Genomic DNA, 15,904 nt, shown 5'->3' with positions numbered 1-15,904 from the left:
ACACCGGTCGGGCCGCCCGCGGGCGGCCCTGAACCTCCAGCGTACTCGGCCCGCCGCGCACCCCTGCGGGCACCCCGACAGCTACTCTGGCCTGCGCTTTCTCCGGCGGGGCCGCGCTCCTTCACGGAAGGCCGGACAGAGGGGCGCCGCACGGGACAGGCCATCCCCTTTCGCATCTTTTATTGCTTTCGCGAAAAAAGAGAAGAATGACCGTTTTGATTATGTCTGTAAAGCAGAGGGGTGGTTCTCGCCCCCGTGTGTCCAGATTGATCCTTGGTGAGCATTGACACTTTCATGGCACACGGCAATGATCTCGTTGCTATGCGCGCCGATTAACCGATGACGGACATTAAGCGGCGTATCCCCCTGAGCACCACAACCGTACCCAGTGGGCTACCCCGCTCCCCCGGTGTCCTGAGGCGCGCACCGAGAAGGGATGTGTTGACAAGGTGGTACCCCACCGCACCCGCCTGGCGTCGCTCGCCGGGTTGACACTCGTCGCGGGCCTGGTCGCGGCCACACCGGCCAGCGCCGACGACGCCTCCGAGCTCGCCCCCCTGCACCCCGCCCCCTCCGCCGAGAACGGCGAACTGACCCACCAGGCGAACGGCCTGTGGTTCATCGAACTGGAGAGCCCCCCGACCACCGCCGGCACCTCCTCGGCACAGGTCGAGAACGAACACGAGGAGTTCCGCGCCGAGGCCGAGGACACGGGCCTGGAGTACACCGAACGGCACTCGTTCGGCGACCTCTGGAACGGCTTCTCCGTCGAGATGGACGACGCACAGGTGGGCACGGCCCGGGAGATCCCCGGTGTCAGCGCCATCTACCCCGTCGTCACCTACGAGATCCCCGAGGCCGACGCCAGCGTCCCCGACCTGGACACCGCGCTGCCGATGACCGGGGCCGACGTCGCACAGAACGAACTCGGCCTGACGGGCGAGGGCCTGCGCGTGGCCGTCATGGACACCGGCGTCGACTACACCCACCCCGACCTCGGCGGCGGCGGATTCCCGAACGACCGCGTGGTCACCGGGTACGACTTCGTCGGCGACGACTTCAACGCGGGCGACCCCGCCACCGTGCCCGCCCCCGACGACGACCCCCAGGACTGCCACGGCCACGGCACCCACGTGGCCGGGATCGTCGGCGCCCGGGGTGAGGTCACGGGTGTGGCGCCCGGCGTGGACTTCGGCGCCTACAAGGTGTTCGGCTGCGAGGGCTCCACCACCTCCGACATCATGATCGCCGCCATGGAACAGGCCCTGGCCGACGACATGGACGTGCTCAACATGAGCATCGGCTCGGCGCACTCCTGGCCGCAGTACCCCACCGCGGTCGCCTCCGACAACCTGGTCGACGAGGGCATGGTCGTGGTCGCCTCCATCGGCAACGAGGGAGACACGGGCCTGTACTCCGCGGGCGCCCCCGGACTGGGCGAGGACGTGATCGGCGTCGCCTCCTACGACAACACCCACACCCGGTCCGCGTCGGCGACCGCCAACCCCAGCGGCGAGACCCTGGCCTACATGGAGATGGACGAGGCCTCCCCGCCGCCCGCCTCGGGTGAGACCGACGAACTCGTCCACGTCGGACGGGGCTGCCCGTCCCTGGGCGACGAACTGGAGGCCGACCCCGAGGGCAGGACCGCCCTGATGGTGCGCGGCGCGTGCACCTTCGCCGAGAAGTACGACGCGGCCGTGGCCGCGGGCGCCACCGGCGTGGTGATGTACAACAACGTCCCCGGCATGTTCGCGGGCGGCGGCATCGTCGACCAGGGGGCCTTCTCCGTCGGGATCTCCGACACCTCCGGAGCCCACCTGCTGGAGCTCCTGGAGGGCGACGAGCCCGTCACCCTGTCCTGGACCGGTGAGACCACCACCATCCCCAACCCGACCGGCGGGCTGATCAGCTCCTTCAGCTCCTTCGGCCTGTCCCCCGACCTGGCCCTGAAGCCCGACATCGGCGCGCCCGGCGGCCTGATCAACTCCACCTACCCCGTGGCCAAGGGCAGCTACGCCACCATCAGCGGCACCTCGATGTCCTCGCCGCACGTGGCGGGCGGCGTCGCGCTGCTCCTGGAGGCCCGCCCCGACCTCGGCGCGCACGAGGTGCGCGACGTCCTCCAGAACAGCGCCGACCCCAAGGCCTGGTGGGGCGCCCCCGACGCGGGCTACACCGACAACGTCCACCGTCAGGGCGCGGGCATGATGGACGTGCCCGGAGCCGTGCTGGCCACCACCGCCGTGACCCCGGGCAAGCTGTCCCTGGGCGCCACCGGGGGCGAGGTGACCGAGACGATCACCATCACCAACGACGGTGACGAGGAGGCCACCTACACCCTGGGCCACGAGAGCGCCCTGGGCACCCACGGCGACACCTTCACCCCCGGTTACAACGACGCCTCCGCCGAGGTGGCCTTCGACCGGGACGAGGTGACCGTCGCGCCGGGCGGCACGGCCGAGGTGCGGGTGACCTTCACCCCGCCCGCCCAGGACTTCCAGCAGATGATCTACGGCGGCTACGTCTCCGTGGCCCAGGCGGACGGCGGGACCTACCGGGTCCCCTACGCCGCCTACAACGGCGACTACCAGGAGATCGAGGCGATGACCCCGATCACCGACGGCAACGGTGAAGTGCTCGAACTGCCGTGGCTGACCCGGATCACCGAATGCGGCGCGTTCTCCGGCCTGGAGTGCGTGGGCGAGGGCGGCGGCACGTTCGAGAACCAGCCCGACGGCGCCGCCTACACCCTGGAGTGGGTCGACGGCCTGCCGGACGTCCCGTACGTCATCGCGCACTTCGACCACCACGTCACGCTGCTGGAGATGACCGTCGTCGACGAGCGCACCGGGCGTCCCGTGCACCCGGACCGCAACGTCGGGGTGTCGGTGGACCACGTGAACCGCAGCGCGACCGGGACGTCGTTCTTCAGCTACGCGTGGGACGGCACGGTCCTGGACCGCCACGACCGGATCACCCCGGTCCGGGACGGCCGGTACCGTCTGGAGGCCCGCGCGCTCAAGGCGCTCGGCGACCCGGACAACCCCGACCACTGGGAGACCTGGACCTCCCCGGTCATCACCATCGACCGCGGTTAGCCGTGCCCCTTCGGGGCTCCGCTTCGCTTTGCCCCGTGTTCGGGCGCCCAAAGAGCGGGAACCTTCGGCGCTTCCGGTGAGACGGCTCGTTCCTCGCAGCCTCACCTCCAGCACCTCCAGAACCCCGCGGGCGCCCGAACCACCCCCCGTCGGCTGGGGCCGGACCCGGGCAGCGAGCCGGGGTGTTCGGCCGGGGCCGTTCTCCCCTCCGGGAGGGCGGCCCCTCACGTGTGCCAGGGCAGGCGTCCGTCCACTCGATCAGGTACCCGCCGGTTCCCCGCCGTCACGGGGCTCGGATACTCCCCCGCGCGGGCCCGCCTGCTGCCTGACCGCGTCCAGGACCGTGTCCCGAGTGCGTAGCACGAGGCAGACCAGCGCGACCACCGCGACCGTCAGAGCCCATCCCAGCTTGGCGGTGGCGTCCTGGGCGCAGGCTCCCGGATCGGGGACGAAACCGGGATCGTTCCACGGGAGACTGTGCCCCAGCACGGGCGGGCACACCTGTTCCTCTTCCGAACCGGCGTCCAGCATCCAAGCGAACCAGGAGGCGTCGGCCACCAGGAGCAGGAGGGCCGCGGCGAAGCCACCCCACATCCCGCAGACCAGGGACCAGCGCCAGACAGGGTCCCCCGGAGCGTGTGTCTGCACCATGAAGAGGACTCCGAAGACCAGAAGGGCCACCAGGCACACGGCAAGCACGAAGCTGAGTTCCTCGGACATCCCGTTCCCGCCATCCCCACACGAACCGACCGGTGGATGCTACCGGTCGCCGCGGTGGCCGCGAGCGATCACGAGTGGCCGGATCCGGCCGTGTGTCAGGCGGGGCGCTCCAGCTTCTGGCTGATCACCTGGGAGATGCCGTCGCCCTGCATCGTCACGCCGTACAGCGCGTCGGCCGCCTCCATGGTGCGCTTCTGGTGGGTGATCACGATCAGCTGCGAGGCGGCCCGCAGCTCCTCGAAGATCACCAGCAGGCGCTGGAGGTTGGTGTCGTCCAGGGCCGCCTCGACCTCGTCCATCACGTAGAACGGGGACGGCCGGGCCTTGAAGATCGCGGCCAGGAAGGCCACCGCGGTCAGGGAGCGCTCACCGCCGGAGAGCAGCGACAGGCGCTTGACCTTCTTGCCGGGCGGACGGGCTTCCACCTCCACCCCGGTGGTCAGCATGTCCTCGGGTGAGGTGAGCAGCAGCCGCCCCTCGCCCCCGGGGAAGAGCCGCCCGAAGATCGCCGCGAACTCCCGCTCCACGTCCAGGTAGGCGGAGGAGAACACCTCCTGCACCCGGGCGTCGACCTCCTGGACGATGTCCATCAGGTCCCGGCGGGTCTTCTTCAGGTCCTCCAGCTGGGCGTTGAGGAAGGCGTGCCGCTCCTCCAGCGCCGCGAACTCCTCCAGCGCGAGCGGGTTGATCTTGCCCAGCTGGTTGAGCTGGCGCTCGGCGGCCTTGGCCCGCTTGGCCTGCACCTCGCGCACGTACGGCAGCGGAACCGCGTCCTCCTCGGCGTCGCCCGGAGGGGGCACGGGCACGTTCGGCCCGTACTCGGCGACGAGGGTGGGCACGTCGACGCCCATCTCCTCGCTCGCCCTGACCTCCAGCTGCTCCAGACGCAGGCGGCGCTCGGCCCGGGCCACCTCGCCGCTGTGCGCCGAGCTGGTCAGCTTCTCCAGGTCGACGGACAGCTCGCGCACGCGGGCCCGCACGGTCCTGAGCTCGGCGTCGCGCGCCTCCTTCTCCGCCTCGGCGGCGGTGCGCTCGCCCTCGGCCGCGGCCAGGGACACCGCGATCCGCTCCAGGGCCAGCCGGGCGCCCTCGGCGGCGGCCTCGGCGATGGTGGCCTGCGCGGCGCGGGTGCGGCGGCGCTCGGCGGCGCGCTCCATGGCGCGGCGCTCCTCGAAGGCCTGGGCGCGCAACTGCTCGGCGCGGCCCGCGATCGAACGGGCGCGCTCCTCGGCGGTGCGCACCGACAGGCGGCGCTCCATCTCGGTGGCGCGGGCCCGCGAGGCCTGGGCGGCGAGCTCGTCGCGGGTCTCGGGGTCGGGCGCGTCCTCCTCGATGGAGGCGGCCACCTCCTCGGCCTCGGCCAGCTCCTCCTCCATCCGGGCCAGCTTGGCGGCCTCCTCGCCGCGCGCGGCGGCGGCCTTGGCCGCGGCGGCCGCGTACCGCTCGGACTCGGCCTCGGCGGAACGTGCCTGCCCGCCCAGCTTGCCCAGCCGCTGGGCGGACTCGTTGCGCCTGCGGTCGCCCTGGCGGCGGCGCGCGGTCAGCTCCTCCACCCCGGCGGCCAGGTCGGCGCGCTCGTGCCTGCGCTCCTCCAGCTCGGCGGCGATCCGTCCGGCGGCCTCGGTGGCCGTCTCCAGCCTTCCCGCCGCCTCGTCCACGGCCGCCTGGACCTCCAGCAGGCTCGGCGCGGCGGCCGAACCGCCGTGCACCAGGGCTGCGGAGAACACGTCCCCCTCGGGGGTGACGGCGCGCACGCCGGGGACCTTGCGGACCAGGTCGCGGGCGGCGTGGGCGTCGGCCGCCAGCGCGGTGCGGTCCAGCAGGGCGGTGACCGCCCCGGCCAGGTGTTCGGGGGCGACGACGGCGTCGAGGGCGTAGCGGACCCCGGAGGGCAGTGCGGGCCACTCCCCCCTGGACACCGTGGGGACGGCCTGGGCGATGACGATCCCGGCGCGGCCGGCGTCCTCGGACCGGAGCAGGTCGAGCGCGGCCACGGCGGTGTCGGGATCGCTGACCGCGACCGCTCCGGCGGCCGTGCCGAAGGCCGCGGCCACGGCGGTCTCCTGGCCGGATTCGACCTGGACGAGGGCGGCGAGGCTGCCGAGCATCCCCGGCAGGCCCGCGCCCAGGAGGGTGTCGGCGCCGTCCTTGTGCGCCAGTCCCAGCTCCAGTGCCTCCTTGCGCGCGGCGAGCGCGGCCCGCTCGCCCTCGGCGGTGCGCTCGGCGTCGCGCAGACGGTTGATCCCGGCGTCGGCCTCGGACAGTCGGCGGGCCGCCTCCTCCTGGGCGGCGTCGAGCTCGGCGTCGCCCTCGTCGAGACCGGCCGCCTCCTCGGCGGCCATCTCGTACTCGGCCTGGGCCCGCTCCGCGCGTTCGGCGGCCTGGCGGGCGGACTCCTCCAGCCGGGTGATCTCGTCCCCGTTCGAGGCCAGGCGGCCGCGCAGGCTCTCCACCCGTGCGGACAGCCGAACGAGGCTCTCGCGGCGCTCGGCGGAGGCGCGGTTGGCGGCCTCCAGCCGCTTCTCCTCGCGGTGCAGGGCGTCCTCGGCGGCGGAGCGCTCGGTGACGGTGGCCTCCAGGGCCTCGCGGGCTTCCTCCAGCCGGGTGAGCAGCTCCTCCTCCTGGGCGGCGGCCTCCTCGGCCTCCATCTCCAGTTCCTCGGGGTCGCGGCGGTGGACGGGCTCGTCGGAGACGGAGGCCAGGTTGCGGTGGCGCTCGTTGGCCAGCCCGCGCACGGCGTCCAGGCGCTCGGTCAGGCGCGACAGCGCGTGGTAGGTCTCCAGGGCACGGGCCAGCGCCGGCGCGGCCTCGGCGGCCTGCGACTCCAGCTCGGTCTCGCGCTCCTGGGTCTGGGCGAGGGCGGCCTCGGCGGCACCGCGGCGGGCGAGGACCTCCTTCTCGTCCGCCTCCTCCTTGGCCAGCTGGCCGGTGAGGGTGACGATGTCGTCGGCGAGCAGGCGCAGGCGGGCGTCGCGCAGGTCGGCCTGGATGACGGCGGCCCTGCGGGCCAGCTCGGCCTGGCGGCCCAGGGGCTTGAGCTGGCGGCGCAGCTCCGCGGTGAGGTCGGTGACCCGGTCCAGGTTGCCCTGCATCGCGTTGAGCTTGCGGATCGCCTTCTCTTTGCGCTTGCGGTGCTTGAGGATGCCCGCGGCCTCCTCGATGAGGGCGCGGCGCTCCTCGGGACCGGCGTGCAGGACGGTGTCCAGCTGCCCCTGGCCGACGATGACGTGCATCTCACGGCCGATGCCGGAGTCGCTGAGCAGGTCCTGGATGTCCAGGAGGCGGCAGGTGTCGCCGTTGATGGCGTACTCCGAGCCGCCGTTGCGGAACATGGTCCGCCGGATGGTGACCTCGGTGTAGTCGATGGGCAGCGCACCGTCGGCGTTGTCGATGGTGAGGCTGACCTCGGCGCGGCCCAGCGCCTGGCGGGTGGAGGTGCCCGCGAAGATGACGTCCTCCATCTTGCCGCCGCGCAGGGACTTGGCCCCCTGCTCCCCCATCACCCAGGACAGGGCGTCCACCACGTTGGACTTGCCCGAGCCGTTGGGACCGACCACACAGGTGATCCCGGGCTCGAAACGCAGGGTGGTGGCCGACGCGAACGACTTGAAGCCGCGCAGCGTCAGATTCTTCAGGTACACCCACACCTCCCACGACGGTCACCGTTGATACACAGCGCGACCACCTAAGGGTGCCACGAAGCGGTGACCGGAGGGTGGGGTTCGGGCTGGTGTCCCCGATCGGACGGCCTGGGAGCCCACGCCCTGGCGGGGAGGAGGGGGGATGTCCGGCGGACACGGAGGGTTGTGACAGGGTCCGCCGGGTACAACGGTAAAAAAGCCGCAAGGGAAAGGAAAGACTGCGGCGAAGCGGACTGAGGAAAGCGACCCGGCCCGTCGACGGCCCCGGCCAGGGACGCCTGGCTTGCGCGTTCGGCGTCCCCGTCAGTGGGTCGACCACATCGGAAAGAGCAGCTCTGGCTGCGCCCGAAACGTCGACGGCGTCAGGTCAGGCGAGCGCCGGCTCGCGGTCGGTCGCGCCGGAGGCGGCATCGGTGACGGCCATGCTGAGCTGGTCGTTCCGTGCCTGGAGACGGCTGATCTCGTCCTCGAGGTCGCGTACCCGGTTCTGGAGCCGCCGCACCTCCGAGACCATCCGAGGGTCGGAGACGCCGACGTGGCCAAACAGAGCCTTCGCCATGATGTGGGTCCTCCACACTGAGTGACCAGTGATGATCCGCGCACGTGATGTCCCGTGGAAAGCCGACCGATGCTGGTCCGGCCCGGGTGGAAGATCTGCGCGATGTGTCTTCCAGAGTCTCACTGTGCGCGCCGCTGGTCAAGATTGGATTACGACAGTCCGTAACGGCCACAACCCGGACAGGTATTCCGGGCAGGTGGCAGCGCACGATCCGAACACGGCTACCCCGGGTCCAGCCGGAACGCGCGGACCGGTGACACACGCCGCGCGATGGTCGCCTCACACCCCGCGAGACCCTGCCGCGAGCCCCTGGGGGCCGCCGCGGTCGCGCGGTGTGCTCGAATCGCGTTACCCCACAAGCATACTCACCGTTCGGCGAATCCGGTGAACGTCCCCCCAGACGAGGACCAACGTTCGACCACGGAGTCCACACGACCGGGTGTTGCGCCGTCCCTGAGATGACCAAGAAGTCGCTCGCACGCCTCCCTGGGACCCTCGGCGACCACCTCGACGCGGCCGTCCCGGAGGTTCGTGGCCGCCCCGGTCAGGCCCAGTTCCAGCGCCTTGGACCGCGTCCACCAGCGGAAACCCACGCCCTGCACGTGCCCGCGCACCCAAGCGGTCACCCGGACGGCCTCGACCTCGTCCCCCACGGACGGACTCCTTACTTACCTGGCAGACACACTTTGCTTTCCGACACGCCAAAGGGCCCTTTTACTTCCGGCCGCGCGGCGCCCTCTGGCAGGTCGGACAGCTGTAGGAGGAGCGGTTCATGAACGCCTCGCGGACGATCAGGGCGCCGCACCGCCCGCACGGGCGGTCGCGGCGGCCGTAGGCGTTGAGCCCGCGCTCGAAGTAGCCGCTCTCACCGTTGACGTTGACGTACAGGCCGTCGAAGGTGGTACCGCCCACCTCCAGGGCCTCGGTCATCACCTGGCCCACGTGGCCCAGCAGCTCCACGGCCTCGGCGTCGGACAGCCCCTGTGTGGAGCGCGCCCAGTGCAGCCGGGACCGCCACAGCGCCTCGTCGGCGTAGATGTTGCCCACGCCGCTGATCAACGACTGGTCCAGCAGCGCCCGCTTGACCTCGGTGCGCCGGGCCCGCAGCGCCCGCACGAAGTCCTCCGCGGCGAAGTCGGGGTCCAGCGGGTCCAGGGCGATGTGGTCCACCGACGAGGGCACGTCCTCGCGCGCCCCCGGCACGTCCACCATCAGGTGGCCGAAGGTGCGCTGGTCGACGAAGCGCAGTTCGGTGCCGTCCGACAGGGGCAGGCGCACCCGCAGGTGCTTCTCGTCGGACTTGCCCTCGGGCTGGACCAGCATCTGCCCGCTCATGCCCAGGTGCGTGAGAAGCATCTCGCCGCTGTCCAGGACGAGCCACAGGTACTTGCCGCGGCGCCGCGCGGCGGTGGGCACGCGGCCCGACAGGCGGGCGGCGAAGTCGGCGGGGCCTGGCAGGTACCGCCGCACCGCGCGGGGGTGCAGGACCTCGACGGCGCCGACGGTGCGGCCCAGGGCGTGTTCGGCCAGGCCTCGTCGGACGACCTCGACCTCGGGGAGTTCGGGCACCGCCGCCTCACCCCTGCCCGTCGCCGGAGACGGCACCGGCCGTGCCCGCCGTGTCGGCGGCGGCCTCGGAGCGGGCCTTGATGGCCTTCCACGCGGACTCGGCGGCCTGCTGCTCGGCCTCCTTCTTGCTGCGGCCCTCACCCAGGCCGTAGCTCTCCCCCGCGACGCGGACCGTCGCGCGGAAGGTCTTCTGGTGGTCGGGGCCGCTCTCGTCCACGTGGTACTCGGGGACGCCGAGCATCTCGGCGGCGGTCAGCTCCTGGAGGGAGGTCTTCCAGTCCAGGCCCGCGCCCAGCCCGGAGGCGGTGGCGATGAGCGGGTCGAAGAGCCGGTGCACGAACTCCGAGGCCACGTCCAGGCCGCGGTCCAGGTAGACGGCGCCGATGACGGCCTCCAGGGTGTCGGCGAGGATCGAGGACTTGTCGCGGCCCCCGGTCCCCTCCTCACCGCGGCCGAGCCGGATGTAGGCGCCGACGCCCAGCCCGCGGGCGACGTCGGCGAGGGCGCGCATGTTGACCACGGCGGCGCGCAGCTTGGCGAGCTGGCCCTCGGGCAGGTCGGGGTGCTTGCGGAAGAGGGTGTCGGTGACCACCAGGCCGAGCACGGAGTCCCCGAGGAACTCCAGGCGCTCGTTGGTGGGCAGGCCGCCCTTCTCGTAGGCGTAGGAGCGGTGGGTCAGCGCCCTGAGCAGGATCTTCGGGTCGACTTCGACCCCGATGGCCTGGTGGAACGCCTTGGCTTCGGAGACGGGGAGTTGGCTGGCCACTCGTTCACTTCCCTGTTCGTACGCGCCGGGCGGCGGCGCGCGGACGGCTGGAGTCGGGTGCGGCCCCCGCGGCTCCGCCAGGGTGCTCGAAAACGAGGTGACCGTCGCGGGAGGCTCCGCTCCCCCGGCAACCACCACGAACTCGGGAACCCGGGAGAGCCCGGACCGCCGTGCGGCGCGCGGACGCTCCCGCGCGCCGGTGCTCGTCGTGTATCACGCTTTGTTCCTCGGCATCACTCTACAAACCCGCGCGCGGCGGCGCTCGGGGAGCACGAGGACAAGGAGCGGGCTCCGCGCGGACACCGGTCACACCGGCGCGGACACCGGCCGTGCACACGGGGCGGCACGGACACGGGCACGTGACTCAGCACGTGCGCGGGCACGGCCGCTCCGGCCGCGGACGGACGGTGACAGCACTTCGGGGCGGACCCTTGTACGGGGTCCGCCCCGAGATGGCTGGGGAATCGGGTGCGAGGACCCGAAGCCCGTCATCCGCCAGACGCGTTCGGCTGCGGTGCGCAGGACCAGCGGTGTGATCCACGGCGCGCCTAGGCCGGGTTGGTGACCTGGCGGTTGTTGTAGGTGCCGCAGGTCGGGCACGCGATGTGGGGCTGCTTGGGGTCGCGGCAGCGCGGGCAGTTGACCAGCACCGGGCGCGACGCCTTCCACTGGGAACGGCGGGTCCGGGTGTTGCTCCGCGACATCTTCCGCTTCGGGACGGCCACTTCAATCCTCCTGGGTCACCCCCGCGCGGTCGCGGGAGGTCGCTTCTCTCGGTCACCCCGCGCACTGTGGCGGGGAAGGTGTGCCCCGGTCGGCGGGGGCGCGCCCGGGGGCGGCCGTCCGCGATCGGTTCACGAGCTCATCGTTCGCCGGGCTCGTCCGCGATCTCGCGGAGCGCCTCCCAACGCGGGTCGATGTTGTCGCCGTGGCCGTGGTCGGGCCCGGCCTCGGCGAGTTTGGCACCGCACTCGGCGCACAGGCCGGGGCAGTCCGGACCGCACAACGGTGTGAGCGGGAGCGCGAGCACGACGGCGTCTCGGACCACGGGCCCGAGGTCGAGGAGATCGCCCTCTAGATAGTAGTCCTCATCCTCGTCGCCCGCGTCCTCGTCCGTCCCCGCCACCTCGTCTTCGTCGGCGGAGTACCGGTACAGCTCCTGGAATCCGGCCTCGACGCCGTCAGAGATCGGGTCCAGGCAGCGCGAGCACTCCGCGGTGAGCTGGCCGCGGACGGTGCCGGTGACGAGGACTCCCTCCATCACCGCCTCCAGGCGCAGGTCCAGCTCGACCTCGCTGCCCTCGGGCACGGCCGCCATCGCCGTGGCGAACGCCTCGGGGACGGTCACGATGCGGTTGACGGTTCGCATCGACCCCGGCTGGCGGCCCAGCTGGCGGGTGTCGACCACGAACGGGTCACGAGGGTCTAGACGAGACAGGGTCATCGGGCTTTCACGAGGATTGCGGGTGTACCGAACGCGCGGGAGGCGTCGCGTGCGACGGGCGCGATCGGTGTCGGGGCACACCGAAGAACCGGCGGTACCCATGGTCAAACCGAGATTGTACCCAGCATGTACCCTGCCGCCCAAATCAGCCCCCGGCCCGACGGCGGAGCGGGCGGCGGGACAGGCGGTGGAGCCGGGCCCTCAGCGGCCCTCGGAGTCCCTCTGCGCGTACTTCTCGCGCAGGCGGTCCTGGACGTAGGTGGTGACCAGGCTGGAGACGTCCCCGCGGTGCTGGGCGATCTCGCGCACGAGGCTGGAGGACAGGAAGGAGTACTGCGGGTTCGCCGTCATGAACACCGTCTCCACCCCGGAGAGCTGGTAGTTCATCTGGGCGATCTGGAGCTCGTAGTCGAAGTCGCTGACCGAGCGCAGGCTGCGGACGATGGTCTCGATGCCGTTCTCCCGGCAGAAGTCGACGAGGAGGCCGTCGAACTCGCTGATCCGGACGTTGTCGAACTCGGCGGTGCCCTCCCGGAGCATGTCGAGCTTCTCCGGGACCGTGAACAGGCCGCGCTTGTTGACGTTGTTGAGCACGGCGACGACGACCTCGTCGTACTGCTTGGCCGCCCGGCCGATGATGTCGATATGACCGTAGGTCACCGGGTCGAAGGAACCCGGGCAGACGACACGGCGCACGGTGGATCGCCCCTTTCAGCAGCTACGTTCGGGTACCGCGATCGTAGGGCTTGGCCCCCGCGCGGATTCGGGCAACACCCGTTTAGTGGTCGTCCTCGTCCGTGGTCGGGACGTGTGCGCGCTTTCGGCGCACGGCCCGCCATGACGGCCGAAGCGGGCTTCCCCTCCCGAAGCGGCAACCGCTCCCTGGCCGTTTTCTACCCCGCTTCCCGCCATCGCCTGGGAGGCGCGCCGGGGCGGTGCCCGGGGCGCACGGGGTGGGCGCGAGGCGGGTGGAGTGGGACGAGTGTGGTGCGGGCGTCAGGTGGGGGCGGTGGAGGGCGACGGGCACGGAAGCACCGCGCCGCAGGCGTCAGGTGGGGGTGGTGGGCGACGGGTGGGCGTACCAGAGAACCGCCTCCCCGTACCCCCGGCTGCGGTCGCGCTCCAGGCCCTCGGGCCAGGAGGGTTCGGCCCCGCGTTTGGAGCGTTCGACGACGACCACGGCGTGCTCTGCCAGCCAGCCGCGGCCGACCAGGGCGGCCAGCACCCCGGTGACCTCGGCGTCGGTGACGGCGTAGGGCGGGTCGGCGACCACGAGGTCGTAGGGATCGCCGGTGTTGTCCGCGCCGACCACCCGCTCCACCCGGTCGGCGACCAGCCGCGCACCGGGGAGCCCGAGCGTCTGGATGTTGCCCCTGAGCACCTGTGCCGCCCTGCGGTCGGCCTCCACCAGCAGCGCGTGCGCGGCGCCCCGGGACAGGGCCTCCAGGCCGATGGCCCCCGAGCCCGCGTACAGGTCCATCACCCGGACGCCGTCGAGGGAGCCGAGGTCGGACTGGACGGAGGAGAACAGCGCCTCGCGGGCCCGGTCGCTGGTGGGGCGGGTGTTACGGCCCTCGGGGACGGAGATGCGCCGTCCACCGGCCGTACCGGCGATGATGCGGGTCATGCCCCCACGGTAGCGGCCGGGGTGTGCGGGTGCCCCGGTACGCGGGCATCACGAGGCGGGCGGCCTGGGGACCCCCCGCTTTCCACGTTAGGCCCCGGCGCGCAGGCCGCACCAGACTCCACCTCGGCCTGTGGACAGCACCGCGGCCTGTGGGCAACCGGCCCCCGCCGCCGGGCGCCCGGTCGCTGTTCCCGCTCGCGCCCGGCCCTGCCGCCCCGGGCGCTCAGGCCTTGTCCAGGTACTCCGCCCGCTCCTCGGGCAGCAGCGTCTCCAGCGCCTCGGCCAGCGGCGGGTGCCCGGTCAGCCCGGGGTCGGCCGCCACGTACGCCGTGGCCTCCTCGCGCGCGTCCCCGATGAGCTCCTCGTCCTTGAGCAGGGTGAGCATCCGCAGGCTGGAGCGGGCTCCGGACTGCGAGTCGCCCAGCACGTCGCCCTCGCGGCGCATCTCCAGGTCCACCCGGGAGAGTTCGAAGCCGTCGGTGGTCGCGGCCACCGCGGCCAGCCGCTCACGCGCCGGGGAGCCCTCCTCCGCGTCGGTGACCAGCAGGCACAGCCCCGGCAGCTGACCTCGGCCGACCCGGCCGCGCAGCTGGTGCAGCTGCGAGACGCCGAAGCGGTCCGCGTCCATGATGACCATCACCGTGGCGTTGGGCACGTCCACGCCCACCTCGATGACGGTGGTGGAGACGACGGCGTCGGTGTCCCCGGCCGAGAAGCGGCGCATCACCGCGTCCTTGTCGTCGGGCGCCATCCGGCCGTGCAGGACCTCCACGCGCAGTTCGGAGAGCGGCCCCTCCGTCAGGCGCGCCGCCACGTCGAGCACCGCCAGCGGCGGCCGGGCGCCCGCGGCCTCCTCGCCGTCCCCGGCGCCGACCTCCTCCTCGGCCTCCTCCTTGGCGTCGTCGCCGATCCGCGGGCAGACCACGAAGGCCTGGTGTCCACCGCCCGCCTCCTCACGGATGCGTTCCCAGGCCCTGGCCAGGAAGTGCGGTTTCTCACGCGCGGGCACCACGTGCGTGGACACGGGCGCGCGGCCGGTGGGCAGCTGGGTGAGGGCGACCACGTCGAGGTCGCCGTAGACGGTCATCGCGACGGTGCGCGGAATGGGCGTGGCCGTCATGACCAGCACGTGGGGGCGCCCGTCCACGGCCTTCTCCCGCAGGGCGTCGCGCTGCTCCACGCCGAACCGGTGCTGCTCGTCGACCACCACCAGCCCCAGGTCGGCGAAGGACACGTGCTCCTGGAGCAGGGCGTGGGTGCCCACGACGATCCCCGCGGCGCCGGACGCCGCGTCGAGCAGGGCCTCCCGGCGGGCGGCGGCGTTCATGGAACCGGTGAGCAGCGCCACCCGGGTGGCGTTCTCCGCCCCCTCGATCTGCCCTGCGCGGCCCAGCGCACCGAGCATGGCGCTGATGGACCGGTGGTGCTGCTGGGCCAGGACCTCGGTGGGCGCGAGCATGACGGCCTGGCCGCCGGAGTCCACGACCCGGAGCATGGCCCGCAGCGCCACCAGGGTCTTGCCCGCGCCGACGTCGCCCTGGAGCAGGCAGTGCATGGGGTGGGCGGCGTCGAGCCGCTCGGCGAGGCGTTCGCCGACCTCCCGCTGCCCCTCGGTGAGCGTGAACGGCAGCTGGGCGTCGAAGGCGTCCAGGAGGCCGTCGACCGCGCCGGGCCGGGGCTTGGCCGGCAGGTCCTCGGCGCGGTGGCGCCGCTGGGCGAGCGCGAGTTGCAGGACGAAGGCCTCGTCCCACTTCAGGCGGCGGCGGGCGGAGCCGACGTCGGACCACTCCGCGGGCCGGTGGATCCGGCGCAGGGCCTCGGCGACGCCGAGGAGCCCCCGCCGTTCGCGCAGTTCGGGGGGCAGCGGGTCGGGCAGGCTGTCGACGTCGGCGAGGACGATGTCGACGGTGCGGGCGATGGTGGTGGAGTCCAGGCCCTTGACCGCCGGGTAGACGGGGATGAGCTCCTCTGCGTAGGCCCGGGCCCGCTCGCCCTCGTGGCCGTCCTCGTCGAGGAGTTCGTACTGGGGGTGGTCGAGCTGGCGGCGGCCCTTGAAGGTGGAGACCCGGCCGGAGAACATCGCCAGGCGCCCGGGGACGAGGGCTCCCTGGTGGTAGGAGCCCCGGTTGAAGAAGGTCAGGTGCAGGCGCCCGGTGCCGTCGGTGACGGTGGCCTCCATCATGTCCATGCGGCGGCGGCCCTGCCGCGCGGGCACGGTGCGCCGCTTGGCGTCCAGGACGCGGGCCTGCACGGTGACCTCCTCGCCCTCGCGCAGTGCCGCGAGGTCGGTCAGGTCACCCCGCCGGTCGTACCGGCGCGGGTAGTAGCGCAGCAGGTCGCCGAGGGTGTGCAGGTCGAGCTTCTCGGAGAGGGCCTTGGCCGTCTTGCCCCTGAGGGGCCCCCTGCTCAGCGGTTCGTCCCAGGTGCTCACGTGTGCTTCCCGTCTCGGATCGCCGGTCACCGCCACGGTAGTCCTC

The 15,904-nt window shown here is 72.4% G+C and carries 12 protein-coding genes; 1 reads left to right on the top strand and 11 read right to left on the bottom strand.

Annotation, left to right across the window (positions count from 1 at the left end):
* Positions 1 to 449 precede the first annotated feature (449 nt).
* On the top strand, positions 450 to 3,101 hold the full coding sequence (locus FYW99_RS15985) for a S8 family serine peptidase (protein ID WP_150252837.1): 2,652 nt from the start codon (positions 450 to 452) through the stop codon (positions 3,099 to 3,101).
* Between the two features lie 258 nt (positions 3,102 to 3,359).
* Here FYW99_RS15985 and FYW99_RS15980 read toward each other — a convergent pair whose 3' ends face one another.
* The 11 genes from FYW99_RS15980 to recG form a co-directional block, all read right to left on the bottom strand.
* The gene (locus FYW99_RS15980; RefSeq protein WP_150252836.1) at positions 3,360 to 3,821 is read right to left on the bottom strand and encodes a hypothetical protein; all 462 of its coding nucleotides are present in this window, start codon (positions 3,819 to 3,821) and stop codon (positions 3,360 to 3,362) included.
* A gap of 95 nt (positions 3,822 to 3,916) precedes the next feature.
* On the bottom strand, positions 3,917 to 7,462 hold the full coding sequence (gene smc / locus FYW99_RS15975) for a chromosome segregation protein SMC (protein WP_150252835.1): 3,546 nt from the start codon (positions 7,460 to 7,462) through the stop codon (positions 3,917 to 3,919).
* Between the two features lie 367 nt (positions 7,463 to 7,829).
* Positions 7,830 to 8,021, bottom strand: a complete 192-nt coding sequence (locus FYW99_RS15970; protein WP_061078192.1) for a hypothetical protein — start codon at positions 8,019 to 8,021, stop codon at positions 7,830 to 7,832.
* Between the two features lie 365 nt (positions 8,022 to 8,386).
* Positions 8,387 to 8,674: an acylphosphatase gene (locus FYW99_RS15965; RefSeq protein WP_150252834.1), complete on the bottom strand. Its 288-nt coding sequence runs from the start codon at positions 8,672 to 8,674 to the stop codon at positions 8,387 to 8,389.
* Positions 8,675 to 8,735: 61 nt separating this feature from the next.
* Entirely contained in the window at positions 8,736 to 9,590 is an 855-nt protein-coding gene (gene mutM, locus FYW99_RS15960; protein WP_150252833.1) for a bifunctional DNA-formamidopyrimidine glycosylase/DNA-(apurinic or apyrimidinic site) lyase, read from the bottom strand.
* Between the two features lie 7 nt (positions 9,591 to 9,597).
* Positions 9,598 to 10,356, bottom strand: coding sequence for a ribonuclease III (gene rnc, locus FYW99_RS15955; RefSeq protein ID WP_150252832.1), 759 nt, complete (start codon positions 10,354 to 10,356; stop codon positions 9,598 to 9,600).
* Positions 10,357 to 10,904: 548 nt separating this feature from the next.
* Positions 10,905 to 11,081, bottom strand: a complete 177-nt coding sequence (gene rpmF, locus FYW99_RS15950; RefSeq protein WP_013151268.1) for a 50S ribosomal protein L32 — start codon at positions 11,079 to 11,081, stop codon at positions 10,905 to 10,907.
* A gap of 137 nt (positions 11,082 to 11,218) precedes the next feature.
* Positions 11,219 to 11,800, bottom strand: a complete 582-nt coding sequence (locus FYW99_RS15945; RefSeq protein ID WP_150252831.1) for a YceD family protein — start codon at positions 11,798 to 11,800, stop codon at positions 11,219 to 11,221.
* A gap of 201 nt (positions 11,801 to 12,001) precedes the next feature.
* Positions 12,002 to 12,496, bottom strand: a complete 495-nt coding sequence (coaD, locus tag FYW99_RS15940) for a pantetheine-phosphate adenylyltransferase (RefSeq protein ID WP_150252830.1) — start codon at positions 12,494 to 12,496, stop codon at positions 12,002 to 12,004.
* A gap of 352 nt (positions 12,497 to 12,848) precedes the next feature.
* Entirely contained in the window at positions 12,849 to 13,427 is a 579-nt protein-coding gene (rsmD, locus tag FYW99_RS15935; RefSeq protein WP_150252829.1) for a 16S rRNA (guanine(966)-N(2))-methyltransferase RsmD, read from the bottom strand.
* A 223-nt stretch (positions 13,428 to 13,650) separates the two neighbouring features.
* The gene (gene recG, locus FYW99_RS15930; protein WP_150252828.1) at positions 13,651 to 15,858 is read right to left on the bottom strand and encodes an ATP-dependent DNA helicase RecG; all 2,208 of its coding nucleotides are present in this window, start codon (positions 15,856 to 15,858) and stop codon (positions 13,651 to 13,653) included.
* Positions 15,859 to 15,904 lie beyond the last annotated feature (46 nt).

Origin of the sequence: Nocardiopsis deserti (assembly GCF_008638355.1) — a bacterium.
GTDB classification, from domain to species: domain Bacteria; phylum Actinomycetota; class Actinomycetes; order Streptosporangiales; family Streptosporangiaceae; genus Nocardiopsis; species Nocardiopsis alborubida.
The sequence above is the reverse complement of the archived record's forward strand: the minus strand, read 5'-3'. Positions and strand labels throughout refer to the sequence as shown.